Origin of the sequence: Streptomyces kunmingensis (assembly GCF_039533535.1) — a bacterium.
GTDB lineage: Bacteria > Actinomycetota > Actinomycetes > Streptomycetales > Streptomycetaceae > Streptomyces > Streptomyces kunmingensis.
This window is the reverse complement of the sequence record NZ_BAAATS010000002.1, coordinates 25696-52116: the sequence shown is the minus strand read 5'-3', so window position 1 is coordinate 52116 and position 26421 is coordinate 25696. Positions and strand designations below refer to the sequence as shown.

The window sequence follows — 26421 nt, the reverse complement described above, 5'->3', positions numbered from 1 at the left end:
GCTCCGAGCCGAGAGGAACCGGACCATGCACCCCTCCGCCTACGCCCACATGAAACTCTGCGTCGAGCGGTACCTGCCCGCCGAGGGCCGCCACCGCGTCGTCGACCTGGGTGCGCGCGTCTCCGACAAGCAGACCAGGACGCACCGCTCGCTGCTGGCCGGGTACGACATCGACTACATCGGCGTGGACGTGCTCGACGGGCGCAACGTGGACCGGGTGATGACCGAGCCGTACCGCGTCCCCGTGAAGTCGACCAGCGCCGACCTCGTCCTCTCGGGACAGGCCTTCGAGCACATCCCGTTCTTCTGGGTGACGATGCTGGAGATCGCCCGGGTGCTCAGGCCCGGCGGCACCGCCTTCGTCACCGCGCCCTCGCGCGGCCATGTGCACGACGAGCAGGACTGCTGGCGCTACTACCCGGACGGCATGCGGGCGCTCGCCGCGTACACCGGGCTCGAACTGGTCGAGGTGCACACGGACTTCCCGCCCTTCAAGGGAATTCGCCACGATTACCAGGCCATCGACGCCAAGAACGCCTACTGGGGCGACACGGTCGGCGTCTTCCGGCGGCCACCGGCGTACCCGGCGCTGCGGATGGGCGTCGTGCGCGGAGTGTCCCGCTGGTGGGCCAACCGGGTCGGCGGCGTCGACGCGGTCCCGGTCCCCGAGCCGGTCGACGGACGCGAGCTGTGCGCGGGGCCGCAGGGGGTGCCCGCGCAGGTGAGTTAGCGGACGGCCCGCGTGCCGTGTCGGGCGGCGGGCGCCTTGGGCCGCTTGGGTAATTTGCCTACTATGTCCCTTTCTCTGCTTCGGCCCGGTCCTGTTGGTGACGACCTCGTCCGTGACGACCTCGTCCGTGACGACCTCGTCCATGACGGCCTCGTCCACGGCAGACCCATGGCCGGGCAGCGCGCCGCCGGCCGGCCCGGGTCACCCGGGTGGCCCAGAGCAAGTGACCGCATGGGCCCGCGGGGGTTGGTCTCCTGATGGAAATTCTGAACCGGCCCGCTGCCCCGGCCCGCCCCGCCGTCCCCGCCGCCCGCAGGGCCGGCACCCCGCCCGGCACCCGCGCCCGCTCCTGGGCCCGCTCCTGGGCCATGCCCCTCGCCGTGCTCGGCGGCACCGTCCTCGTCGCCGTCCGCGCCGCCGGGCTCGGGCAGTGGATCGTCGACGACGCCGCCGTCACCTTCGCCTACGTACGCAGCATCGGCGACGGTCTCGGCCCGGTGCAGCAGGCGGGCGCCCCGGCCGTCGAGGGGTACTCCAACCCGGCATGGCTCGCCCTGCTGCTCGCCGGGCGGGTCCTCGGCCTCTTCGACCACGGCGCCTGGTCCGGGGTGAGCGACCTCGCCCTGTTCCCCAAGGCCCTCGCCCTCGCGTGCGTCGCCGGGACGCTGGCGTGCGTCGGGGGAGCGGCCCGGGCGGCGCTGCCCGCGCGGGCCTGGCTCGTCGTGCTCGGCACGGGCGGGCTGCTCGCCGTGAACGAGTCCTACGTCGTCTGGTGCTTCTCCGGCCTGGAGAACTCCCTGTACGGGCTGCTCGCCGCCGCCCTGGCCCTCCTTCTCGTACGCGGCCTGCTTGTACCGAACCCCCTGCGCGATGGGACCGCGCTCGGCGTCGCGTGCGGGGCCGCCGCTCTCGCCCTGGCGGCCGCGCTCACCCGCCCCGACGGCGCCGTGCTCGCCGCCGCGTACCCCCTGACCGTGCTGCTGCTGCGGCGCCGGGGCGCCCCGCGGGCGGCGCTGGTCAACTGCGTGGTGTTCGGGGCGGGGTACGGCGCCTTCCTGCTGTGGCGCCACGCGGAGTTCGGGCGCTGGGTGCCCAACACGGCCGTCGCCAAGTCCCAACAGCCGCCCGGACCGGCCGACTTGGCGAAGGTCGGCGAGCTGCTCGGCTACGCCGGCTGGGCGCTGGTCCTCGTCTGCGTGGCCTGCGCCGGGCTCGTCCTGGGGCGGCCCGGGCCCGCGCGGCGCGTGACCGGCGTGCTGTGCGTGCCGCTGGCCCTCACCCTCCTCGCGTACGGGGCGCTCGCCCGGGACTGGATGCCGCTGTACCGGTTCGCCACCCCGGTGTGGGTGCTCGGCTCGGCCGTCGCCGCGCTCGCCGTCACCGCCGTGGCGAGCGGCGCGGGGCTGCGGGGCCGGGTGCTGCTCGGCTGCGCGGTGACGGGCGGCCTCGTGCTCTCGATCGCCGGGCAGCAGGCGCGCGGCGAGGGGTTCCGGCGCGAGCCGACGCTCTCCATGTGCTGGGTCGCCGACCGCTACGGCCGCACCTTCAACGCGTACGCCGACCGGCTCGGCCTGCGCCCCGGTGCCACCGCCGCGCTCCCCGACCTCGGCGGCATGCTGCTCACCAGCCGTCTGCGGGTCGTCGACGTGGCGGGCCTCACCGACCGTACGGTCGCCGACGCGTACGCGGCCCACGACAAGGCCGCCCTCACGCGCCATGTGCTGAACGAGGTCCGCCCCGAGCTGGTCCACACGCACGGTGCCTGGCCGGGGAAGTCCGGCATCACCGACGCCCGCCTCACCGCCGCCGGATACGTGCCGCTGTACCGGGAGGGCAACGGCGGCGACTACGTCCTCGCCGCCGCCGTCCCCGGCGGCCCCCGCCGCGTCGACGCCGTACGGGAGTGGGCGCGGCCCCGTATCGACCGGATGAACCGCGAGAAGCACCACGAAGGCGGCCGGCTCGGCGACTGCGGCGCCCGGCTCGTGCCGGACAGCCCAGCGCGGCGCCCCGCCCCGGCCGCCCTGCCGGCCCCGCCCCCGCCCGGGGACGCCCCGCCCGGAGGAGCCCCGCACCGTGATGTGCGGCCGATCCCGCTCGCCTCCGTGCGGCCTGCCGCTCCTGTCGTACCCATCGCCCGGGAGGTGGCGGGATGACCACGACGCTCGTTCCCGCTCAGCCGCCCCTGCGGCGGCGCGCCCGCGCGGTCCGTGCCGAGCGCCTGGACTCCCTCACGGGGCTGCGGTTCCTCGCCGCGTTCGCCGTGTTCGCGCACCACTTCACGGGCGCGAGCCCGACCGGTGGCGTCGCCCAGGCGCCCGCGCTGTTCCCCTACACGACGATCGGCGTCAACGGCGTCGACTTCTTCTTCGTCCTGTCCGGCTTCCTGCTCGCCTGGGGGCACCGCTCCGGGACCGGCGCCAAGGACTTCTACCGGCGTCGCGCGGGGCGCGTCCTGCCGCTGCACCTGGCCGCGACCGTGCCCTGTATCTGGGTGTTCCACGCGTGGGGCGGCGTGCCGTTCGACCTGCCGAGTTTCCTGGCGTCACTGGTGCTCGTACAGGCATGGTTCCCCGGCGTCGTCCCGATGTTCCCGGGCAACGGGGTGTCGTGGACGCTCAGCGTCGAGGCGTTCTTCTATCTGCTGTTCCCGTTCGTCATCCGGGTCGCCTACCGCCTGCGGACGCGGACCCTGCTCTGCCTCACGGGGGCGGGGCTCGTCGCCATGTGGGCCGTCAACTGGTGGGCTGCCACGCACCTTTCGCCGTTCTACTGCGAGTGGCTGATGCGGCATCCGCTGGGCCGGCTGCCCGAGTTCGCGCTCGGCCTCACGCTTGCGCTCGCCGTGGGCCGCGGTCTGCGCCTCCCGCTGAAGCCCGGCGTCCTGGCCGCCCTCTTCGCCGCGTACACGGTGGTGTACGTGCACCGGAACGCCTGGTGCGGCGAGGCCGCAGCCGCTCAACTCGGCTTCACCGTACGCCCGTTGGCGGCCCTGTTCTCCGTGCTCGTGATCGTCGCGTACGTGCAGCGCGAACGGGACGGGCGGCGCGGCTGGCTCTGCACGCCGGTCATGGTGCGGCTCGGCGCCTGGTCGTACGCCTTCTACCTGCTGCACCAGACCGTGAACCGGATGATCCTCAACCATTGGGGCCGCACGCCGCCCACGGATCTGTCCGTGTTCACGCTGCTCGGCGTCGCGTCCGTCGTCGTCGCCCTGTCCTGGGCCGCGTACACCTACGTCGAGGAACCCGCCCGACGCTGGTGGACACGCCGCCAATGCACCTAAAGTGACCGGTAGTTGACGATGCGTGACATGAGGGGTGATTTGGGCGTAGTGTCCCGCCCCATGGCATGGAAGAAAGCTGTCAACGACGCCCTCCGGACGCTCACCGGATACCAGTTGACCCGACCCCAGGTGCCCGCTCCGCGCGCCGGGGCCCGGAAGACCCCGCAGGCCCCGAAGCCCGCACCACCCGCGCCCGGGAATGCCGACGGGCCCGGCAGGGCCGCCAAGCCCAAGGCGCTGCACCTGCCCGTCGACTACGACGACGAGGCCAAGGAGACGATCCGCGCGGTCAAGCCGTGGACCATGACGTCCCCGGAGCGGCTCAACGCGTTCATCCTCGCCACCCGGCACATCGTCAAGCACGGCATCCCGGGCGACATCGTCGAGTGCGGGGTGTGGCGCGGCGGCTCGATGCAGGCCTGCGCGAAGACGCTGCTCAGCTGCGGCGTCGCCGACCGCGACCTGTACCTCTTCGACACGTACGACGGCATGACGCCGCCCACCGACGAGGACCTGCGGCGCGACGGCACACCGGCCGCCGACATCCTCGCCCGGCACGGCAAGGAGAACGCGATCTGGGCGTACGCCACCCTCGACGACGTCAGGTCCGGCTTCGAGCAGGTGCCCTACCCGGCCGAGCGCGTCCACTACGTACAGGGCAAGGTCGAGGACACCGTGCCCGGCGAGGCGCCCGAGAAGATCGCGATCCTGCGGCTCGACACCGACTGGTACGCCTCCACCAAGCACGAACTCGACCACCTCTACGACCGGTTGGTGCCGGGCGGCGTGCTGCTCATCGACGACTACGGCTACTGGCAGGGCTCCCGCCAGGCCGTCGACGAGTTCCTGGAGCGGACCGGCGAGCGGCTGTTGCTGCTGCGCATGGACGAGGGGCGCATCGCGGTCAAGCCGTGAACCGCGCCCACCCCGCACGTGCTGGACGTCCGGCCCCCGCGCCGCGTGCTGCGGGGGCCGCACATGTGATCACTCGTATGGCCCAGGACGGGTGACCGGGAACAGCGGCACCGGTTGTCCACGAGTAGGCCCATCGCCGTTCGCCGGAAGGAATGTGCGCAGCGCATGACACCCCGTCTCACCGTCGTCGTCCCCATCCACAACGTCGAGGACTACCTCGGCGCGTGCCTGGAGTCGCTGTCGGCGCAATCCATGCCGGACCTCGAAGTGGTCATGGTCGACGACGGCTCCACCGACGGCAGCGGCGGGATCGCACGGGCGTTCGCCGCGGAGGACTCCCGGTTCCGGCTCGTCGAGCAGGCCAACGCGGGCCTCGGCGCCGCCCGCAACACCGGCGTACGGCACGCCACCGGCACCCACCTCGCGTTCGTGGACAGCGACGACGTGATCCCGCGGGGCGCGTACGAGCTGATGCTCGACACCCTCGCCGGGTCCGGCTCGGACTTCGTCACCGGCAACGTCTTCCGGCTGCGCGCCGACGGCACCACCGAGCAGTCGCCCATGTTCCGCAAGGCGATGGCCGCCACCCGCCCCGCCACCCACGTCACCCGCGACTGGGACCTGCTCGCCGACCGGATCGCCTGCAACAAGGTGTTCCGGCGCGCCTTCTGGGACGAGCACGCCCTCGCCTTCCCCGAAGGCGTGCTCTTCGAGGACATCCCCGTCGTCCTGCCAGCCCACTTCCTGGCCCGCTCCGTCGACGTCCTCCAGGACACCGTCTACCTGTGGCGCGACCGCGACGGCTCGATCTCCAACCGGCGCGCCATCCCGCGCGCCGTCCACGACCGCACCGCCGCCGTCGCCCACGTCAGCGCCTTCCTCGCCGGACGCCCCGAGTGGCAGGAGGGCAAGCGGCGCTACGACGCCTCCGTGCTCGCCGGTGACCTGTGGATGTTCATGGAGGCTCTTCCGGACGGCGACGCCGCCTACCACGAGGCGTTCCTCGACCACGCCAACTCCTTCGCCGACAGCGTCGACCCGGCCGTCCTCGACGGACTGCCGGTCGGCCTGCGCGTGCGCTGGCGGCTGATCCGCGACCGCCGCCTCACCGAACTGCTCACCTTCATGGCGTACGAGAACGCGAACCCGGGCGCCTTCCGGGCCCGTCGCGGGCCGCGCGGCCGCCGCGCCGAGTTTCCCGCCCTGGCCGCACGGCTGCCCCGCAAGGTCGTCGGCCTCGCCCGGGCCGAGCTGCCCCTGGAGGCCCGCGTCACGCACGCGGCCTGGGCCGAGGACGGCACACTGCGGCTCAAGGGCTACGCGTACGTACGCAACCTGCCCGCCGGCCGGGTCGGCGCCCGGGTCCGCGTCGCCTGGCTGCGCGCCGGAAAGCGCCGGGCCGTGCCGCTGTGGCTGCGCACCGTCCGCTCGCGCGAGGCGACCCTCGCCTCGAAGCAGGGGCTGCACAGCTACGACCGGTCCGGGTTCGAGACGGCCGTCGACCCGGCGAAGCTGGTCACCGGGCGGCGCAGCACCACCTGGAACCTGGAGCTCGGCGCGTACGCGGGCGGCCTGCTGCCGCGTACCGGGCCGGTCCGGATGAGCGGCACGTGTCCGCTGCCCGTACGCCACCTCGACGACTTCCTGCGGGTCACGCCCACCTTCCGGGGCGGCCGGCTGCGACTGCGGGTGGAGCGGCTGCCCGCCCGGCTCGCCGCACACAGCGGCGACGGCGAACGGGTGCGCCTGCAAGGCGAGTTCGAGCCCGGAAAGCACGAAGCGCCGGCCGCCGTGCGCGTCGAGAACTGGCGCACCAAGGAGGCCCACGACCTGCCCGTCATCTGCGACGGGCGCACCTTCACGGCCGACGTGCCACTGGCCCTCTTCGGCGGCACGGACGGTCCCGCCGACCCGTGGGGCGTCGGCCTGATCGACGCGGACGGCAGCTGGACCTCGCTCGCCGTGCGCCCCGACATCGCCCCCGGCCGCTACGGACTCGACGGCGGCCGCGAGCTGATGGTGCTCGCCAACCCGTCCGGCAACACCGAGCTGCGCGACCAGACGGTACGCCCGGTCGTCGACACCGTCCGCTGGGAGGAGTCGGGCCGGCTGCTGCTCGCGGGCAGCTACCCGGACGCCGTCCGCCGCGAACTGGTCCTCGTGCACAGCGGCCACGACGAGGAGGCCGTCGTCCCGGTCGTGCTCGCCGACGGCCGCTTCGAGGTGTCGCTGCACCCGCACGCCCTCCCGGGCCCGGCCGGCACGCTGCCGCTCGCCGAGGGCAACTGGTACCTGTTCCTGCGCGAACGCGGCGACAGCAACCCGAGCGCCGACGGCCTCTACGACAGTGACTCCGCCGTACCCGTCCTCGTCGCCCCCGCCCGCCACCCCGACCTGCCGCTCATCAAAGCCCTCGGCGGCCGCGACTTCGTCGTACAGCGCCGCCACCACGACCAGCTCCTGCTCACCTCCGGCACCTCGCTGCCCGAGTGGGACCGCGGCCGCGGCGCCCAGCAGGCCCTGCGCGCCGCGTACGTGCGACAGCGCGCCCTGCCGCGCCGCGACGCCGTCCTCTACATCAGCTTCGACGGCCGCCAGCACTCCGACTCACCGCGCGCCGTGTACGACGAACTGGTCGCCCGCGGCGCCGCCCTGGAGCACCTGTGGGCCGTGCGCGACCAGCAGGTGGAGCTGCCGCCCGGGACCACGCCCGTCGCCCTGTGGAGCGCCGACTGGCACGAGGCGCTGGCCCGCTGCCGCTACGTCGTCACCAACACGCACCTGCCCGAGTGGTTCGAGCGCGCCGAGGACCAGTACGTCGTCCAGACCTGGCACGGCACCCCCCTCAAGCGGATCGGCCGCGACCTGCGGGGCATCGCCTCCGCCGACGCGAAGTACATCGCCACGCTGCCCGCCCGCGCCGACCAGTGGTCGCTGCTCGTCTCCCCGAACAGCTTCTCCACCCCGGTCCTGCGCGGCGCCTTCGGCTACACCGGCGAGGTCCTCGCCTCCGGCTATCCGCGCAACGACGTGCTGCACGCCCCCGACCGCGACAAGCTCGCCACCTCCGTGCGCGAACGCCTCGGCATCCCCGACGGCAAGCGCGTCATCCTCTACGCCCCGACCTGGCGCGAGAACCAGCCCCGCCGCTCCGGCCGCTACGGCCTCGACCTCCGGCTCGACCTGGCGGCGGCGCGGGCGGCCCTCGGCGACGACCACGTCCTGCTGGTCCGCCGCCACTACCTGGTCGGCGGCGCCGTGCCCGGCTGCGACTTCGTGCGCGACGTGACCCGCCACCCGGACGCCGCCGAACTCCTGCTCATCGCCGACGTGCTGGTGACGGACTACTCCTCGATGATGTTCGACTTCGCGCAGACGGGCCGGCCGATGCTGTTCCACACCTACGACCTCGACCACTACCGGGACTCCCTGCGCGGCTTCTACTTCGACTTCACCGCGCAGGCGCCGGGACCGCTGCTGCGCACCAGCGACGAGGTGATCGCGGCGCTCCTCGACCCGGACGCCGCGGTCGCCGGACACCGGGACGCCTACGCCCGGTTCCGGGAGGCGTTCTGCGACCTCGACGACGGCAGCGCCGCCGCTCAGGTCGCCGACGCGATGCTGGCCCACGGGACGGCCGGGGGCCGCCGGTGAGCGCCGCCGACGCCTTCGACATCAGCGTCCTCGTCGACTGCCCGGCGGGCACCGACCCGGCGCGGCTGCGGGCCACCGTCCGCTCGGCCCTGGACCAGACCCTCGCCCGTACGGAGATCGCGCTCACCGGCGACCCCGGGCCGGCCCTCTCCGCCACCGACCGGGTCCGCGTCGGCGCCCCCCGTGGCACCTACGTCCTGCCGCTGGCCCCCGGCGAACTCCTGGAGCGCAACGCCTGCCGCAACCTCTACGCCGCCGCCCGGCGCACCGGCGCCGACCTGATCGCGGGCCGCTGGACCCGGCTGACCGGCCCCGGCACCAGCACCAGGACCGGCTCCGGCGCGAAGGAACACGCCCCCGAGTGGCAGAGCGGCCTCTACGCGAGGTCACGGGTGCTGGACGCGGCGGCAGAGGCCCCGGAGCTGCTGACCCGGTCCGCGCTGACCGCCGGGTACTGCGTGCGGCGCACGCTCCTCGAAGCCGCGGCTGCGGACGCGCGGTCTGGTCTCGATCTCGCCGTCGTCGCCCGCCGCATCGCCCTCGTGCCCAGCCTGATCACCACGCACCGCGCCGCCCCGGACCCGCCGCACGACCTCCCGGCCGCCGCCGCCCGGCACCGGCACACCCTGACCCTGATCGCCGATGCCGAACTGCGCTCCCGCGCTGCGCAGGCGTTCGTCGCCGACGACGTCCTGCCGTGCGCCCGCGCCTTCCTCGGCCTCGACCGCGAACACCGGGTCCAACTGGCGTCTGAGGCACGGCGGTTGCTGGACGGCCTGCTCGACCCCGCCGCTCTCGGGCGGCTCCCGGCCCTGGAGAGGGTCGCCGCCCGCCTGCTCGCCGACGGGGACGCGGACGGCGTGCACAGCGCCGCGTACGCCCTGGAGCGGCCGCCCGGCACCGTCGTCTCCGCCCTGACCCGCCGCGACGGCCGCGTCCACTGGAGCGCGGACCACACCGGCACCGCGTACGACGTCACCGAACTCGGCCACCAGTACCGGGCGCCCCGCGACCTCGCCCTCCTCAACCGCGTCACCCGGTGCGCGCTCGAGGACGGGCGGCTCGTCGTGGAGGGCGAGGTCGTCGTCCCGTTCGGGATGACCGGCGGCGCCCACCCGCGCGTCCTCACCGCGACCCTCGACCTCAAGGTGCGCGACGCCGGCGAGAAGACGGTGACCGTGCCCGTCGACGACGTACGCCTCCGGGACGCCTCCACCGTCACCTGGCGCGCCGCCCTGCCGCTCACCCGCGCCCTGCGCCCCCGCGGCATCGGCGACCGCGTATGGGACCCCTGCCTGCGCCTCGCCATCGACGGCGAACTGCTGCGCCCGCTCGCCCTGTTCGCCGGGAAGGACGCCGTCCCCGGCAGGGCCGCGGCGCTCCCGGCCCGGCCCCGCCTGACCCGTCTCACGGCCGACACCTGGCAGCCGTACGTCACCGCGAAGCACCACCTCGCCGTGTGCCTGCTGCCCCGCGAACGGCCCGCCCGCAAGGCCGACGCGCTCGCCCGGTACCTCACGAACTTCCGGCCCGCCCGCACGGCCACGCGGCTGTGGAAGAAGCTCCGCAAGACGTACGCGGCCCTGCACGCGCAGCGCTTCAAGACCCGCGTCTACAACCGGTACCTGCGCCGCCTGCCCGTCAGCCGCGGCACCGTCGTCTTCGAGAGCCACATGGGCAAGGCCTACGGCGACAGCCCGCGCGCCCTCCACGAGGAGCTGGTCGCCCGGCGCCGCGGGGCCCGCGTCATCTGGTCCTACGCGACGTCCCCGGCCGGCTTCCCCGCGGACGCCACACTCGTGCGCCGCTGGTCCTGGCGGTATCTGTGGGCGCTGGCCCGCGCCGAGTGGTGGGTCGACAACCAGGGCTTCCCGCACGCACTCGCCAAGCCGAAGCACACCACGTACCTGCAGACCTGGCACGGCTCCGCGTACAAGCGGATGGGCTTCGACGAGATCCGGCACAAGACGCAGAACGCCCCGCAGCGCGAGCAGCTGGCGCGCGCCGTCGACCGGTTCGACCACTTCCTAGTCCGCTCCGAGCACGACGTGAACACTCTCGCCCGCGCCTACCGCATCCCCGAGGAACGCCTGCTGCGCGTCGGCTACCCGCGCAACGACCGGCTCGTGGCGGCAAGGAAACGCGACGAACGCGAGGGCCGCTTCCCCCGCCCCGAGCGCGCCGTCGCACTCGGCATCCCCGACCACCGGACGACCGTCCTGTACGCGCCCACGTTCCGCGGCACCCCGAAGAACAAGCAAGCACAACTCCTGCTGGACGTACGTGCGTTCGCCGAACGCTTCGGGGACACACACGTGCTGCTCGTGCGCGCCCACTACATGGAAGCGGCGACCCTGCCGGCCACCCCGCCCGGCACCGTCCTCGACGTCTCCGCGCACCACGACGTCAGTGAACTCCTGTGCCTCGCCGATGTGTTGGTCACCGACTACTCGTCGATCATGTTCGACTACGCGCTTCTGGACCGCCCGATCGTGCACTTCGCGCCCGACCTCGACGCGTACACCGCCGAACGCGGCAGCTACTTCGATCTGCGCGCCCGCGCCGGCGGCCCCGTCGTCGCGACCCAGGACGAGCTGCACCGCACCCTCTCCGGGATCAAGGAGGCCGACGCCGACTGGCAGGAGGCGCGGCGCGCGTTCGCCGCCGAGTTCGGCACCTACGACGACGGCTCGGCCGCCCGCGCCGTCGTCGACGCGATCTTCACCCGAAAGGCAGGCTCATGACCGCGGCCCGCGACCTCTTCCTCGTCGCCAACAGCACCGACGAACTCGGCGGCGTCACCGCCTGGACCCACCAGATGGCCCGCCTCTTCACGAGCGCCGGCCACCGCGTGCACGTCATCGGCGTCCACGAGTCCGACCTGAAGATGCCCGTGCCGCAAGCCCCCGGCTACCCCGTGACCAGCCTCTACGAGCGGCACCCGCCGACCCCGGACCCGCCGCGCGGCGCCCGCCGCCTCAGCGTGCCCGCACGCCGCCGCGAGAGCCGCAGGATCGCCGCGAAGAAGCGGGCCGTCGCCGCCCTGGAGTCGATCCTGGGCCCGGCCCGGCCCGGTTCCGTCGTGGTCGTCACGCAGGTGTGGCCGATGGAGTGGCTGCGCGAGATGGACACCTCGCACCTCACGGTCATCGGAATGAGCCACGAATCCTTCGCGTACTCGCGCGCCTGCCACCGTTACCGCTGGATCAAGCGGCACTACCCGCACGTCGACCGCTGGCTGGCGCTCACCCAGGAGGACGCCGACATCTGGACGGCCGAGGGCCTGAACAACGTGGACTTCATGCCCAACGCCCTCGCCCACCTGCCCGCCGTCCCCTCGCCGCGCACCGAGAAGACCGTCTGCTCGATCGGCCGGCTCGCCGACCAGAAGGGCGTCGACATGCTGCTCGACACCTGGGCGAAGGTCGCGCCGTTCCGCGCGGACTGGCAGCTGCACATGTACGGGGCGGGCGCGGACGAAACCCAACTGCGCCGCCAGTGCACCGAGTTGGGGCTCGACACGTCCGTGCGGTGGCTCGGCCGCACCGACGACGTGCCCGGCGCCCTCGCCAACTCCTCGGTGTTCGTCCAGTCCTCCCGCGGCGAGGGCTTCCCGCTGGCCCTCATGGAGGCGATGGCCAGCGCCGTGCCGTGCGCCGCGTTCGACTGCGCGCCCGGCGTCCGCGAGATCGTCCGCGACGGCGAGGACGGCCTCCTCGCCCCGCTCGGCGACCTCGACGCCCTCGCCGACCGGCTGCTGCGCCTCACCGGCAACCCGCGGCTGCGCGACACCATGGGGGAACGGGCGCGCGCCAACGTACAGCGCTTCTCCGAGGAACGGATCCTGGAGCTGTGGGAGGAGTTGTTCGCACTGCTGGAGCGGTGACACCGGGGCCGGGCGGTGCCCGCCCCCGGCGCTGTCGCTCTACTTCACCGCGCCCGCCATGACGCCGGACACGAACTGGCGCTGGAACGCGAAGAACACGGCCAGCGGGATGACCATCGAGATGAACGCCCCGGGGCCGAGCACATCCACGTTGTTGCCGAACTGCCGGACCTGGGTCTGCAGCGCGACCGTGATCGGCTGGCTGTCGGTGTCCGTGAAGATCAGCGCGACCAGCATGTCGTTCCACACCCACAGGAACTGGAAGATGCCGAGCGAGGCGATCGCCGGACCGCCCAGCGGCATCACGACGCGGACGAACAGCCGCAACTCCCCGGCGCCGTCCAGCCGGGCGGCCTCCAGGAGCTCCCGCGGGATCTCCGCGAAGAAGTTCCGCAGCAGAAACACCGCGAACGGCAGCCCGAACCCGACGTGGAAGAGGATCACGCCGAAGATCGAGCCGAAGATCCCGATGTCACCGAAGAGCTTCGCGATCGGCACCAGGGCGAGCTGCACCGGCACCACCAGCAGACCCACCACGATGAGGAACCACCAGTCGCGGCCCGGGAACTCCATCCACGCGAACGCGTACCCGGCGAGCGAGCCGATGACGATGACGAGCAGCGTCGCGGGAATGGTGATCAGAGCCGTGTTGACCAGCGACTTCGTGACGTCGGCGTTCTCCAGGAGGCTGGCGTAGCTGTCGAAGGTGAGCTGCGAGGGCTTGCTGAACACCTCCCACCAGCCGCTCGCCGCCATGTCCTCCGGACTGCGCAGCGAGGACAGCAGCAGCCCCACCGTCGGCACCAGCCACACCGCGCCCACCACGATGAGGACGAACTGCAGGACCCCGCCGCCGACCCTGTCGACGACGCGGCTCGCGAACGACCGCGGTTTCTTCACTGTCTCGTCGACGGTGGTCATCGTCGTCCCTCCCGCCGAAGCCGCCGCATGTTGAACCACATCACCGGGATCACTAGGAGCAGCAGCAGGACCGCGATGGCACTGGCCAGGCCCTCGTTGCCCTCGCTGAACGCCGACCGGTACAGCTGGAGCGCCAGCACGTTGGCATCGTCCTGCGAGGAGCCCGGCGCGATGATGAAGATCAGGTCGAAGATCTTCAACACGTTGATCATCAAGGTCACCAGGACGACGGCGAGCACCGGCGCGAGCAGCGGCACCGTGACCCGCCGGAACACCTGCCACTCGTTGGCCCCGTCGACCCGGGCCGCCTCGAGCAGCTCCCTGGGGATGCTGGCGAGACCGGCCCCGATCAGCACCATCGCGAAGCCCGCCCACATCCACACGTACGAGACCATGATCGAGGTGGTCACGATGTTGAGGTAGAGGTCGAAGCCGCCCAGATGGACCGTGAAGAACTTCTTGTCGCCGAGCCAGTCGACGCCGTTGTAGGCCTCCTCGAAGTTCGACGGCGGCAGCCGCAGTTTCGCGCCGTCCGCCTTCGCGGGCAGGCTGAACGTGCCGTCCGCCGCGGCCGTCGTCGACGCCACCACCTTGCCGTCCTTGACGGCCTCGATCCGCATGCCCGGGTAGCCGAGCTCGGTGGTGTCGATGCCGTTGAGACCGCCGGCGCCCTTGCCGAGGGTGAAGTCCTGCCAGACGGTGCCGGTGACCTCGGCCCGCGCGTTGCGCGGTTCCTTCGCCGGCTCGGCGTCCTTCGGCATCTGGTCGGCGGCGACCCCGACGAGCGCCAGCTTCACCGGCTGACCGGCCCGCACCGGCTCCTTCGTGAGATACGGGCCGCCGCTCTTGCCGGCGAGTTCGCCGTTCGGCCGCGGATGCGCCTTCGGGAAGGCGGACGACTCGGCGAACGTGTCGTGGATGCCGACCCAGACCGCGTTCACCGCGCCCTTCTCCGGGTCCTGGTCGTACACGAGCCGGAAGATGATGCCCGCGGCCAGCATCGAGATCGCCATCGGCATGAAGACGACCAGCTTGAACGCGGTACCCCAGCGGATCCGCTCGGTGAGCACGGCGAAGATCAGGCCGAGCGCCGTGGCGACCGTCGGGGCGAGCACCACCCAGAAGATGTTGTTGTTGATCGCCGCTTTGGTGTCGGCGCGCGTGAACAGCGTCTCGTAGTTGTCGAACCCGATGAACGAGCCGCCCGACGCGTCGAAGAAGCTGCGCACCACCGAGTACCCGATGGGGTACACGACCAGCGCGCCGAGCAGGACGAGCGCGGGCAGCAGGAACAGCAGCGCGACCGTTCTGCGGGTACCGGTCACGCTCTTGAACCGTGGACTCTTCTTGTTGCTGGCGGGCCCGGCCGGAACCGCCAAGTCACCACTGTTGTCCGGTGACTTGGCGGTGTGGTCCGGGCCGCCGCCGTCGGCGGCCGGAGTCATCGCCGCGTCACTCCTTGTACGCCTTGGCCGCTTCGGCCTCCAGCGTGGCCTGCGTGCCCGCGATGTCCTTCGGGTTCACCAGGAAGTCCTGGAGCGCCTTCCACTCGCCCTTGCCGGGCGTGCCGCCGAACGCCTGCGGCGTCTGGTCCGACATGTCGAAACGGAAGTCGTCGCCCGCGTCGATGACGGCCTTCGCGATGGTGCGCTGCACCTCGTTCGGGTACGCCGACAGGTCCACGTTCTTGTTCGGGGAGAGATAGCCGCCCAGCTTGGCCTGGATCATCGCCGCGTCCGGCGAGGCCAGCCACGTCACCAGCGCCTGCGACGCCTTCGAGTCCTTCAGGATCACCGCGGCGTCACCGCCACTGACCACGGGCGCGTCGGCACCCACCGCGGGGAACGGGAACACCTTCGCGTCCGACCCGATCTTCGCCTTCGTCTGCTGGATGTTGACCTGCGCGAAGTCACCCTCGTAGACCATGGCGCCCTTGGGCTGGTCACCACCGGTGAAGGTCTGCTCGACCGACTTCGTGAACTCGGTCTGCACGGCCTCCTTGTTGCCGCCCGCGATGAAGTCGCTCTTGCCCCACAGCTGCGCGAGCGTGGTCAGCGCCTCCTTGACGGACGGGTCCGTCCACTTGATCTCGTGCTTGGCCAGCTGGTCGTACTTCTCCGGGCCCGCCTGGGAGAGATAGATGTTCTCGAACCAGTCGGTGAGCGGCCAGCCGTCGGCCCCGCCGATCGACATCGGCGTCACACCCGAGTCGTAGATCGTCTGCGCGGTCGCCAGGAACTCCTTCCAGGTCTTGGGCTCCTTGGCCGCCGCGTTCTCGAACACCGCGGTGTTGTACCAGACCAGCGACTTGTTCGCCGCCTTGTAGTACGCCGCGTACTGCTTCCCGTCGACCTTCCCCAGGTCCTGCCAGCCCTGGCTGTAGTTCTTGGTCAGCTGCGCCTGCGCGTCCTTGCCGAGCGGCTTGGCCCACTTCTTGTCGACGGCCTGCTTGATGGCGCCGGGCTGCGGCAGCATCGCGATGTCCGGCGGAGCGCCGCCGGCCACCTTCGACCCCAGGAAGTTGATGATCGGGTCCTGGGCCGGTACGAACGTCACCTTCGCGCCCGTCCGCTTCTCGAACTCCGCGAGGACCTGCTTGAAGTTCTTCTGCTCGTCGCCGGTCCACACCGCGGCGATCTCCAGCGACTCACCGTCCAGCTTCGGCAGTTGAACCCCGGAGGAGGGCGACTTGCTCTCGCCCCCACTCGCCTTGTCGTCCTTGTTGTCGTCCCCGCACGAGGTGAGCCCGAGGGCCAGTGACCCCACGGCCACGGCCACGAGGGCTCGGCGGAATATGGGTGTACGAAAAGTGCTGCGCATCGCTGCCCCGTTCTCGTCCTGAACGCTGAACGTACGTACTGAGCGCTGTCCCGTCCGCACTGGTCTACGCCCGACCAGGGATAACCGGCAAGAGTGCCCGTGCTGTCAAGACGGTGATCGTGACGGGGTCGTGATGCGTCAACGTCATTACGGGGGGCAGGAGTTGACAACGGACACTCGCCTGAACCATGGGTTCCGCCCGGGCCTCCCGTCTTGAGCAATCTGCCGCCGCCGCTACCCCGCCCGTCTTGGGCAATCTGCCGCCCAGGGCGGCAGGGTGGGCAAGGCGGCCCCCCAGCGCCGGGCGCGCTAATTGGTGGCCCTGCCCATACCCGGGCCGGGTGGTACTCCAACGCCGGGCGTGCTTAGAGGCGGCCCCACCAGAACCCGGGCCGAGGCGGCCCCCAGCGCCGGGCGCGCTCTCCTGGCGGCCCCCGCCCATACCCGGTCCGGGACGGGAGCGCCGAGCACGTCAAGTGGCGGCCATCACCCGGGCCCAGCCCAACCCCTCACAAAAGCGAGGGCACCTCCCGCGCAGCCACAGACCGAGCGGCCCGCTCCAACGCACTGGCCAGCAGAGCCAAATCCGTAGGCCCGTTCCCCAACTCCCGTACAGGCCGCCGATCCGGCGGATCCCCCATCCGCGCCCAGTCGAGCCCGACCACCGTGGGCCGCTGCGTCGCCGTCCGGGGAATCCGCCCGGTCACCCGCCCGGCCTGCAACCCCACATCCCGCCCATCGGCCCCCTGCAACCGCCCCCGCCCCGGCGCGGGATCCTCCGCCCCGGACCCGACGGGGTCCAGCACCACCAGCGGCCGCGCCGCCCACCCCGGCCCCCCGCCGGAGGCGAACGCCGCCACCAGATGCACCCCGAGCCGCTCCCCGTCCCGGGCCACCGCCTCCAACGCCCGTACGACGGAACCGGCCGCGGGCCGCCCCGGCGAACCGAGCGGTGGCGCGAGCAGCGCGTCCAGATCGTCGACGACGACCACGAGCCGCGGCAGCGGAGGCCCGGCCTCCGTCTTCTCCCGCGCCCCGCCGGGCCGCAGCCGGATCGTGGAACTCGGCGGCGCCTCCAGATCACCGGCCCCGCCGGCGGAGGGCGGCGCGGTGCGCTGGGCGATCATCCGCCCGGAGACGGCCCGCTGGGTGTGCCACTCCGTGAAGTGCGTACGCCCTATGAGCTCGGCCCGCCGCTTCAGCTCCGTGGTCAGCGACTGGGCGAACTCCCGCATGCGCACCGGGTCGTTGGCGGCGAGATGCGTGGTGACGTGCGGCAGATCGGTGCACACCCGCAGCCCGTCAAGCCGCTGGCCGCGCTCACCGCCCGTGCCCCCGCCCTGCCCGTCGACGAGGACGACGCCGAGCCGGTCGGGCCGCTCGGCGGCGGCGAGGGACGCGGTGACCGAGCGCAGCAGCTCCGTACGGCCACTGCCCGCGGGCCCCTCGATCAGCAGGTTCGGTCCGTCGGCGGCCAGGTCGACGGCGACCGGACCGCGCGGCCCCGCCCCGAGCACCGCCCACACCCGGCCGCCCAGCGAACCCGGATCGTCCGCGGCGGCGGCCCACCGCGCCATCAGGGAAGCCGGGGTGGCCCGCGCGAGCCCCAACTCGTCCAGCAGCCTCGCCGTCTGCGGCAGCGGCGCCGACACCCGCGCCTGCCGGGCGCCGGAGCCGCCCGCCGTATCCGTACGCAACGGGGCGAGCGCCCGCGCGAAGCGCTCCGCCCAGGGGAGCGAGACGGCGTCCACCGTGGCGACGGTGCCGTGCCCGACGAGCTGTCCGCCGGCCGCCCGGTGCAGCCGAAGCGCCGTCGCCACGTCCCCGCTGAGCAGGGCCGCGGCGCCGCACGCCCGGAACGCGGGGCTCATCGCGCACGCCGCCTCGTACGTCTCCGCCACGGGCGACGCGGGTGAGGCGGCCGGCGCCTCGGCCAGGCACAGCACATGGATCCCGGCCGGGCCGCCCTCGGCGGCGAGCCGCGCGGCGGCCTCCCGCAGCGTGGCCGACCCGGGATCGCCGTCGATGACGACGACGGTCGGGACGACGGTGGCCTCGTCGGCGGCGTCCGGCCCGGTGCGCCCGGGCCGGAACCCCGCCGCGTGATCGTCCAGGCGCCGCAGCAGCTCACCGGTGCGGGCCGCCGCCTGGTCACGGTCGTACGCGAGCAGCAGCCGGCAGTCCTGACCGTGGGCGGGGCGTACATGCGGCAGCCAGCCGAGCCAGGACCACTCGGCGACGCGCTGCTCCACGGTCCTGGCCCGGTCGGTGGCGATCAGCACGATCTCCAGGCGCTCCGGTGCGTGCAACGCGGCGAGCTGGGCGAGGACACAGCGGGCGAGCCCCGCGAGGCGTGCCCGCGGACCGGCCAGGCCGAGCGCGCCGGCCTCGCCGAGCCCCACGGTCACCGGGACCGCGGGCAGCAGCCCGGCGCCGTCGGGCCCCGTCCGGTCCACGGTGCCGAGCCGCACGGCCAGCGCCTCGGGGTGCCCGGGCCCGCGCTCCCACAGCCGGGGCCCCGGGCCGAGCGCGGTGAGCAGCAGGGCGGCGGCGTCCGGCCAGGTCTGGGCGGCGGGGGGACCGGGCAGCGGCGCGGGGTCCGGCCCGTCCTCGGGCGCCTCGGGGGTGTGGGGGGTGCGCAGCGTGTACGGCTCGTGGATCTCGTGCTGCTGGTCCTGCTCGTCGCGGCCGCGCCGCAGCAGCCGCCCCAGGCCGCCGCGGCGGCGCGGGGCGCGCGGCATCACGGTGCCGCGCGGCGGCGTACCGAGCCGCGTCCGCTCCACATCGGGCGGCCCACCCTGCTCGGGGACCACGGCCTCGGCGCCCTGCCCGGCCCCCTCGCCGGCGGCGCCCCAGGAGGCGTCCCCGAACCCGTGCCGTGTCTCACCCGGGTCCGTCTGCCCGGCCCCGGGTTCGTCTTCGCCGCAGGCGGGCCCCGCGGCCTCCGTACCGCCCTCGAGTACGACGCGTACATGTCCCTCGCCGTCGGGCGCCGTGCGGGCCGGGGACGGGCGGGCCGCGTCGCCCGCGACCGCGACCCGCAGCGCCGACTCGCCGAGGCGCAGCAGGGCGCCGGGGGAGAGGCGGAGGGGGCGGTCGCCGAGGGGGCGGCCGTCGACCGTCGTGCCGTTCGTCGACCCCAGGTCCACCACCGACACCTGCCCATCGGCGGCGAGCGTCACCGCGCAGTGCAGCCGGGACACGTCCGGGTCGTCCAGGGGCACATCCGCGTCGGCGGAGCGGCCGACGCGGATCTGCCCGCCGTGCAGCAGATGGACGCCGCCCGCGTCCGGACCGGCCACCACGTGCAGCTGCGCCGCCGCACTGTCCGGCTCGGGCCCGGGGTCCGTGGGAGCGCCCAGCGAGAGCACCGCCCCGTCGGTCAGCGGCGGGTCACCGAGCAGGCAGCGCTGCGCGTCGAGCCGCTCGGCACCCGCGTACAGGACGGACGACGGGGCGTCGCCACCCGCGACGGCCGCGGCGAGGCCGGAGGCGACGGCGGCGAGCGCGGTGCCGCCCGGCGCGGTGACCAGCACGTCCATGGCCCTGTCCACCGCGGGGCCCGCGGCTCCCTCCCGCGCGGCCGCGCCGGGGCGCGTGCCCAGGGGGTCTACGACGGTAAGGCGGATCTGCATCGCCGTCTGCGGTCCCTTCTGCGCGGGCGCCCGGGACGGAACAGCCCGCGGTCCCCCCACCGCAGATTCCCCCATCGCTACGGGCACGTCAGCCAGTGCTGGAGGCATCCTCGCACCTGCCACCGACAACACGCCCGCCCCCCACCCGTAAGTGATCTTGATTGGTCGGCTCTGCCCGCAAAAGTGCCTGCTGCGTGCCGCCTGGATGCCGCTTGAGATCACTCACGTCGTCGTACGGCAACCAAGAACGCCGTACCTGCGTCTTTCCGTCGAACACGGGTTTGCCGTGGAGTGCGGGCACGGACAGCGGTCGGGAAGTGGTCAGGAGGCCGGGCCGATCGACAGCCGGTACCCCGGGTGCCGCCACTAGAGTGGGTCGCGACACCCGGGACCGGGCAGACCAAGCAAGTACCGATGCAGGGAGCGCATGACGTGCGGCCGGTAGGCAGCAAGTACCTGCTCGAGGAGCCGCTCGGACGCGGCGCCACGGGCACCGTCTGGCGGGCCCGCCAGCGCGAGACCGCGGGCGCCGAGGCGGCCGTCGCCGGGCAGCCCGGCGAGACCGTCGCGATCAAGGTCCTCAAGGAGGAGCTGGCGAACGACGCGGACGTGGTGATGCGCTTCCTGCGCGAGCGCTCCGTCCTGCTCCGCCTCACCCACCCGAACATCGTGCGCACCCGCGACCTCGTCGTCGAGGGCGAGCTGCTCGCCCTGGTGATGGATCTGGTCGACGGCCCCGACCTGCACCGATACCTGCGGGAGAACGGGCCGTTCTCGCCGGTCGCCGCGGCGCTGCTGACCGCGCAGATCGCCGACGCGCTCGCCGCGAGCCACGCCGACGGCGTCGTGCACCGCGACCTGAAGCCCGCGAACGTGCTGCTCAAGCAGGACGACGCGGGCATGCACCCGATGCTCACCGACTTCGGCATCGCGCGCCTCGCCGACTCCCCGGGCCTGACCCGTACCCACGAATTCGTCGGCACGCCCGCGTACGTGGCCCCGGAGTCCGCCGAGGGCCGCCCGCAGACCAGTGCCGTCGACATCTACGGCGCGGGCATCCTGCTGTACGAGCTGGTCACCGGCCGGCCCCCGTTCGCGGGCGGCTCGGCCCTGGAGGTCCTGCACCAGCACCTCAGCGCCGAACCGCGCCGCCCCTCGACGGTCCCCGACCCGCTGTGGACGGTCATCGAGCGCTGCCTGCGCAAGAACCCGGACGACCGGCCGAGCGCCGAGAACCTCGCGCGCGCCCTGCGTACCGTCGCCGAGGGCATCGGTGTGCACGCCAACAGCGCGCAGATCGCCGCGGCCGAGGGCGTGGCCGTCCTGCTGACGCCGGACCCCGATCCGGCGCAGGTCCCGGGCGCCCCCGGCGCCGCCGACCCGACGCAGGTACTGCCCACGAACGCGGCGTCCTACGACCCGAACGCGGCGACCAGCGTCATGCAGCAGCAGGGCGGCCAGGGCTTCGGCACCTCGGACGCGGACCCCACCTCCGTGCTGCCGAACCGCGGCGCCGCCGACCCGACGGCCGTCATGCCCCCGGTCCCGCCGCACCAGCCGGGACAGCCTGGCCGGAACCCGCAGGACGGCGGCCCTGACGACCAGCACCCCTGGCAGAACCAGATGCGTGCGGCCCGCGACCGCAACGAGCAGACGCAGGTCCAGTACCTCGACCCGAACGAGGACCCCCTGCGCCGCCGCCCGCAGCGCCAGGTGTCGCGCCCCGAGCAGCAGCCCAGGCCGCAGCAGTACGCGCCCCAGCAGCCGCGCCGCTCGACACCTCAGCCGCAGCAGCCGCACCAGCCCCAGCAGTACGCGCCGCAGCGTCAGCAGCCCCAGCAGTACGCGCCGCCGCAGCAGCCGCCCCGCCAGGCGCCGCCCGCCCGGGAGCCGCGCGAGCCGCGTGAGCCCCGCCGGCGCAGCTCCAACCCGATGAAGATCCCCGGTCTGGGCTGCCTCAAGGGCTGCCTGTTCATGATCGTGATCCTCTTCGTGGTGAGCTGGCTGGTCTGGGAGTTCACCCCGCTCCAGGACTGGATCGGCACCGGCAAGGGGTACTGGGCCCAGCTGTCCGACTGGTTCTCGACGGTGACCGGCTGGATCGGTGACCTGGGCAATGCGGGCAACTGACCGCCCTTGCGCCGTAACTGACAACGAGTTTGCAGATTTGTCGACACCCGACGGGTGATTTCCCCCGCCGATGCGCTGGTTGGCGTCCGAGCCGCGTAGCTTGGGCGCCAACACGCGTCTGTAGGAGCAGTCTTGGCACGCAAGATCGGCAGCCGGTACACCGCACACCAGATCCTGGGGCGCGGCAGTGCGGGCACGGTGTGGCTGGGCGAGGGACCGGACGGTCCCGTCGCCATCAAACTCCTGCGCGAGGACCTCGCCTCCGACCAGGAACTGGTCGGCCGCTTCGTCCAGGAGCGCACGGCCCTGCTGAGCCTCGACCACCCGCGCGTGGTCGGCGTCCGCGACCTCGTGGTCGACGGGAACGACCTGGCACTGGTCATGGACCTGATCCGCGGCACCGATCTGCGCACCCGCCTCGAGCGCGAGCGGCGCATGGCCCCCGAGGCCGCCGTCGCCATCGCCGCGGACGTCGCCGACGCACTGGCCGCCGCGCACGCCGCCGGCATCGTGCACCGCGACGTCAAGCCGGAGAACGTGCTGCTCGACATGCAGGGCCCGCTCGGCCCCGGCGGCTCGCACCCGGCACTGCTCACCGACTTCGGCATCGCCAAGCTCATCGACACCCCGCGCCGCACCCGCGCCACGAAGATCATCGGTACGCCCGACTACCTGGCCCCCGAGATCATCGAGGGCCTGCCGCCCCGCGCCGCGGTCGACATCTACGCCCTCGCGACCGTCCTCTACGAACTCCTCGCGGGCTTCACCCCCTTCGGCGGCGGTCACCCGGGCGCCATCCTGCGCCGCCACGTCACGGAGACCGTCGTCCCGCTGCCCGGCATCCCCGACGAGCTCTGGCAGCTCCTGATCCAATGCCTGGCGAAGGCCCCCGCGTCCCGGCTGCGCGCGTCGGAGCTGGCCGCGCGCCTGCGCGAGCTGGGCCCCCTCCTCGCGGGCATGGCCCCGCTGGACGTGGACGACCCCGACGACGGCGACGACTCCGCCGCGGATCAGGATTCCGAGCAGTCGCGGCCGGCCGAGCCCGAGCCGGCCGAGCCCGCCGCGCCCCGCCGCGGCGCCGTCTCCCTGGTCCCCGGCGCCGCCTCCGCGGACTCCAACCGCGACACCCACACCTCGATGCGGGTCCCGGCCCCGGACGAGCTGGCCGGGGGCGCCCGCGGCACGGCCCGCGCCCCGCGCGCCGCGGGCGCCCCCCGCCCCGGCTCGGCCCGCAACCGCCACCCGGCGCGCCGCCGCCGCATCACCCTGGGCGTGGCCGGCCTCGTCCTCGCGGTGGCCTTGGGCGGCGGCATCTGGGCCATGACGTCCTCCGGGGGCGAGGAGCGCCCCCCGTCCGACGGAAACAACTCGGCACCGGCGGCGCCGTAGGGCCACTGTCGTCGGCCGCGGGCTCGTGGGGCTTCTCGCGCAGTTCCCCGCGCCCCTGCGATGCGCACTTCGTGCGGCATCTCCTGGGGGAGGCGCGGCGAAGCCGCAGGCCTCCCAGGAGAAGGCTGCGCGCAGCGCATGCCTCCAGGGGCGCGGGGAACTGCGCGACCGGCCCCACCGGACGGCAGTCGGCCACGAGCCGCTCGGCCCACGGCGCGAAGCCGCGTACACCGAGCCCCGGGGTACGCCTCGCACCGCCGCCCGGCGGAGCCGTTAGGCTGGTCTCGTGGCAGTCGTCGATGTTTCCGAAGAGCTGAAGTCCCTCTCCTCGACCATGGAGTCGATCGAGGCCGTCCTGGACCTCGACAAGCTGAGGGCAGATATCGCCGTGCTCGAGGAGCAGGCGGCCGCGCCGTCCCTGTGGGACGACCCGGAGGCGGCGCAGAAGATCACCAGCAAGCTGAGCCACCTCCAGGCGGAGGTCCGCAAGGCCGAGGCGCTGCGCGGTCGTATCGACGACCTCTCCGTCCTTTTCGAGATGGCCGAGGAGGAAGACGACCCGGACACCCGCGCCGAGGCCGAGACCGAGCTGACCTCCGTGAAGAAGGCCCTCGACGAGATGGAGGTGCGTACCCTCCTCTCCGGCGAGTACGACTCCCGCGAGGCCCTGGTCAACATCCGCGCGGAGGCCGGCGGCGTCGACGCCGCGGACTTCGCCGAGCAGCTTCAGCGCATGTACCTGCGCTGGGCCGAGCGCCACAACTACAAGACCGAGGTCTACGAGACGTCGTACGCGGAAGAGGCCGGCATCAAGTCGACCACCTTCGCCGTCCAGGTCCCGTACGCGTACGGCACGCTCTCCGTCGAGCAGGGCACGCACCGCCTCGTGCGCATCTCCCCGTTCGACAACCAGGGCCGCCGCCAGACGTCGTTCGCCGGCGTCGAGGTGCTGCCCGTCGTCGAGCAGACCGACCACGTCGAGATCGACGAGTCCGAGCTGCGCGTCGACGTCTACCGCTCCTCTGGCCCCGGCGGCCAGGGCGTCAACACGACGGACTCCGCGGTCCGTCTGACCCACCTCCCCACCGGCATCGTCGTCTCCTGCCAGAACGAGCGCTCGCAGATCCAGAACAAGGCGACGGCGATGAACGTCCTTCAGGCCAAGCTCCTCGAGCGGCAGCGCCAGGAGGAGCGGGCCAAGATGGACGCCCTCAAGGGCGACGGCGGCAGCTCCTGGGGCAACCAGATGCGGTCCTACGTCCTGCACCCGTACCAGATGGTCAAGGACCTCCGCACCGAGTTCGAGGTCGGCAACCCGCAGTCCGTGCTCGACGGCGAGATCGACGGCTTCATCGAGGCGGGTATTCGCTGGCGCAAGCAGCAGGAGAAGTAGCCCGGGATCCACCGGGATTTATCGACAAGGCAACTGCCGCGCACGGAGCGGCAGTTGCTTTGCGTTTTCCGGGACGATTCCGCGAGGACTCCCAACTGTGAAGGTCCTTCGGCGTTTTACGTCACAGTCACATGACCGTACGGCGGTCAAGTCGGCTTATTACGGGGCATCGCGTGCGCAACGACCTTGACGTTGATCCGAAAACTGGGAAGGCTGGCGCGCGGCATGCGTATCAGTGGGACGCGTGTGAACGGGGGCCGGTTGAACGCGATGCCTGCTGCCCCCGACTGAACGCGGTCCCGGGCGCTGCTCCAATGACGATTGGCTACTGGGGGTAGCAGACATATGACCAAGAAGACGCGGATCCGTGTAGCGCGGATAGCCGCTGGTGCGGTGATCGCCGCCGGCGCGTCGCTGACCGCCGCGGGTGCCGCTTCCGCCCTGGAGGTCGACGTTCCCGGCCTGGCGAACGTGAGCGCCAACGAGGACGGCGTGGGTGTCAACCTGATCGGTGGCGCCGACGGCGGTGCTGACGGTGGCGCTGACGGCGGTGCTGACGGCGGTGCCGATGGTGGCGCTGACGGCGGTGCCGATGGTGGCGCTGACGGCGGTGCGATCGCCGGTGCTGACGGCGGTGCTGACGGTGGCGCCGATGGCGGTGCCGACGGTGGTGCCGACGGCGGTGCTGACGGTGGCGCTGATGGCGGTGCGATCGCCGGTACCGATGGTGGCAACCAGAACGGTGGCTCCGAGAACGGTGGCAACCAGAACGGTGGCTCCGAAAACGGTGGCTCCGAGAACGGTGGCTCCGAGAACGGCGGCTCGCAGAACGGTGGCAGCCAGAACGGCGGCTCCCAGAACGGTGGCAGCCAGAACGGTGGCAGCCAGAACGGTGGCGGCTCGTCCACCGGTGGCGACAACACCAACCCCGACGGCAACAACAACCCCGTCGAGCAGGGTCAGGGCAAGGACAGCCTGCAGGACACCGGCTCCACGCCGGCGGCCGAGCAGGCCAACGCCCAGGGCAACGGCGGCGAACTGGCCGAGACCGGTGCCGACGGCACCACGGTCCTGCTCATCGGCGCCGCGACGATGATCGCGGGCGGTGTGGGCTTCCGGTTCCTGCCGCGCCTCGCCGGCAACCGCGGCGCCGCCGCGTAACGCCTGCGCGTCACGCCTGAGCGACACAGCGCACACGCGGAAGGGCCCGGAGCAACCGCTCCGGGCCCTTCCCGCTGTTCTGACGGGACTCGGCGGGGCTGGACCGGGCTAGACGGTCTGATGGGCGAGCAGCGCCACGGCAGCCACCAGCACGGCCACGAGGGCGATCAGCGCCATCGGGTTCAGCCCGGCGAACGGGTTCTGCTGGAGCCGCTCGCGGTTCGCACGGCACACCGGACAGCGGCCCTCGCTCACGGGCGCCGCGCAGTTCGCGCACACCAACCGGTCAAAGGTCATGCGCTCGTCCTCCTCCCGCGCGGCGGAGCCGAAGGAAACGTCTGCCAGATTCCCACTGGTTCTCTCCGCTCAACGGTTCTCTCCGCTCAACGCTCCGGGAAACGCGACCGTTCCCCCTCCACTGTGCCAGCTTCCCGTATTTTCGGCGCGGCCCGCACACAGGACCATCCCTGACCAGGCACGGGCCGGACAAAAACGGCACCG

At 72.9% G+C, this 26421-nt stretch carries 16 protein-coding genes; 11 read left to right on the top strand and 5 right to left on the bottom strand.

Going from position 1 to position 26421, the window contains the following annotated elements:
* Positions 1 to 25 precede the first annotated feature (25 nt).
* From ABD366_RS02260 to ABD366_RS02230, 7 genes are all read left to right on the top strand, one after another.
* On the top strand, positions 26 to 730 hold the full coding sequence (locus ABD366_RS02260; protein ID WP_324773306.1) for a methyltransferase domain-containing protein: 705 nt from the start codon (positions 26 to 28) through the stop codon (positions 728 to 730).
* Between the two features lie 257 nt (positions 731 to 987).
* Positions 988 to 2886 carry a hypothetical protein gene (locus ABD366_RS02255; RefSeq protein ID WP_324773304.1) on the top strand — a complete coding sequence of 633 codons (1899 nt, stop codon included), beginning with the start codon at positions 988 to 990 and terminating at the stop codon, positions 2884 to 2886.
* On the top strand, positions 2883 to 4016 hold the full coding sequence (locus ABD366_RS02250) for an acyltransferase family protein (protein ID WP_324773302.1): 1134 nt from the start codon (positions 2883 to 2885) through the stop codon (positions 4014 to 4016). The genes ABD366_RS02255 and ABD366_RS02250 overlap by 4 nt, the downstream gene beginning before the upstream one ends.
* Before the next feature lie 27 nt (positions 4017 to 4043).
* Entirely contained in the window at positions 4044 to 4931 is an 888-nt protein-coding gene (locus ABD366_RS02245; RefSeq protein ID WP_324773300.1) for a TylF/MycF/NovP-related O-methyltransferase, read from the top strand.
* A gap of 165 nt (positions 4932 to 5096) precedes the next feature.
* A complete protein-coding gene (locus tag ABD366_RS02240) occupies positions 5097 to 8585 on the top strand; it encodes a CDP-glycerol glycerophosphotransferase family protein (protein ID WP_324773298.1) in 3489 nt (1162 codons plus the stop codon).
* Positions 8582 to 11329, top strand: coding sequence for a CDP-glycerol glycerophosphotransferase family protein (locus ABD366_RS02235; protein ID WP_324773296.1), 2748 nt, complete (start codon positions 8582 to 8584; stop codon positions 11327 to 11329). The genes ABD366_RS02240 and ABD366_RS02235 overlap by 4 nt, the downstream gene beginning before the upstream one ends.
* A complete protein-coding gene (locus ABD366_RS02230) occupies positions 11326 to 12471 on the top strand; it encodes a glycosyltransferase (RefSeq protein ID WP_324773294.1) in 1146 nt (381 codons plus the stop codon). The genes ABD366_RS02235 and ABD366_RS02230 overlap by 4 nt, the downstream gene beginning before the upstream one ends.
* Before the next feature lie 39 nt (positions 12472 to 12510).
* Here ABD366_RS02230 and ABD366_RS02225 read toward each other — a convergent pair whose 3' ends face one another.
* From ABD366_RS02225 to ABD366_RS02210, 4 genes are all read right to left on the bottom strand, one after another.
* Complete coding sequence (locus ABD366_RS02225) at positions 12511 to 13392, bottom strand: carbohydrate ABC transporter permease (protein ID WP_324773292.1); 882 nt, start codon at positions 13390 to 13392, stop codon at positions 12511 to 12513.
* Entirely contained in the window at positions 13389 to 14717 is a 1329-nt protein-coding gene (locus ABD366_RS02220) for a carbohydrate ABC transporter permease (RefSeq protein ID WP_324773364.1), read from the bottom strand. Before ABD366_RS02220 ends, ABD366_RS02225 begins: the two co-directional genes overlap by 4 nt.
* A gap of 127 nt (positions 14718 to 14844) precedes the next feature.
* Complete coding sequence (locus ABD366_RS02215) at positions 14845 to 16212, bottom strand: ABC transporter substrate-binding protein (RefSeq protein WP_324773290.1); 1368 nt, start codon at positions 16210 to 16212, stop codon at positions 14845 to 14847.
* 509 nt (positions 16213 to 16721) lie between these two features.
* Positions 16722 to 19847 (bottom strand): FHA domain-containing protein, encoded by a 3126-nt coding sequence (locus ABD366_RS02210; protein WP_344440971.1) that lies wholly within the window; start codon positions 19845 to 19847, stop codon positions 16722 to 16724.
* Between the two features lie 432 nt (positions 19848 to 20279).
* On the opposite strand from ABD366_RS02210, the gene ABD366_RS02205 reads away from it, so the two are divergent.
* From ABD366_RS02205 to ABD366_RS02190, 4 genes are all read left to right on the top strand, one after another.
* Positions 20280 to 21977, top strand: coding sequence for a serine/threonine-protein kinase (locus ABD366_RS02205; protein ID WP_324770501.1), 1698 nt, complete (start codon positions 20280 to 20282; stop codon positions 21975 to 21977).
* Positions 21978 to 22109: 132 nt separating this feature from the next.
* Positions 22110 to 23366 carry a protein kinase domain-containing protein gene (locus tag ABD366_RS02200; protein WP_344440968.1) on the top strand — a complete coding sequence of 419 codons (1257 nt, stop codon included), beginning with the start codon at positions 22110 to 22112 and terminating at the stop codon, positions 23364 to 23366.
* Positions 23367 to 23652: 286 nt separating this feature from the next.
* A complete protein-coding gene (gene prfB, locus ABD366_RS02195; protein ID WP_324767345.1) occupies positions 23653 to 24759 on the top strand; it encodes a peptide chain release factor 2 in 1107 nt (368 codons plus the stop codon).
* Positions 24760 to 25104: 345 nt separating this feature from the next.
* On the top strand, positions 25105 to 25920 hold the full coding sequence (locus ABD366_RS02190; RefSeq protein WP_324767347.1) for a hypothetical protein: 816 nt from the start codon (positions 25105 to 25107) through the stop codon (positions 25918 to 25920).
* A gap of 108 nt (positions 25921 to 26028) precedes the next feature.
* On the opposite strand, the gene ABD366_RS02185 is transcribed toward ABD366_RS02190, so the two are convergent.
* The gene (locus ABD366_RS02185; protein ID WP_324767348.1) at positions 26029 to 26217 is read right to left on the bottom strand and encodes a hypothetical protein; all 189 of its coding nucleotides are present in this window, start codon (positions 26215 to 26217) and stop codon (positions 26029 to 26031) included.
* Positions 26218 to 26421 lie beyond the last annotated feature (204 nt).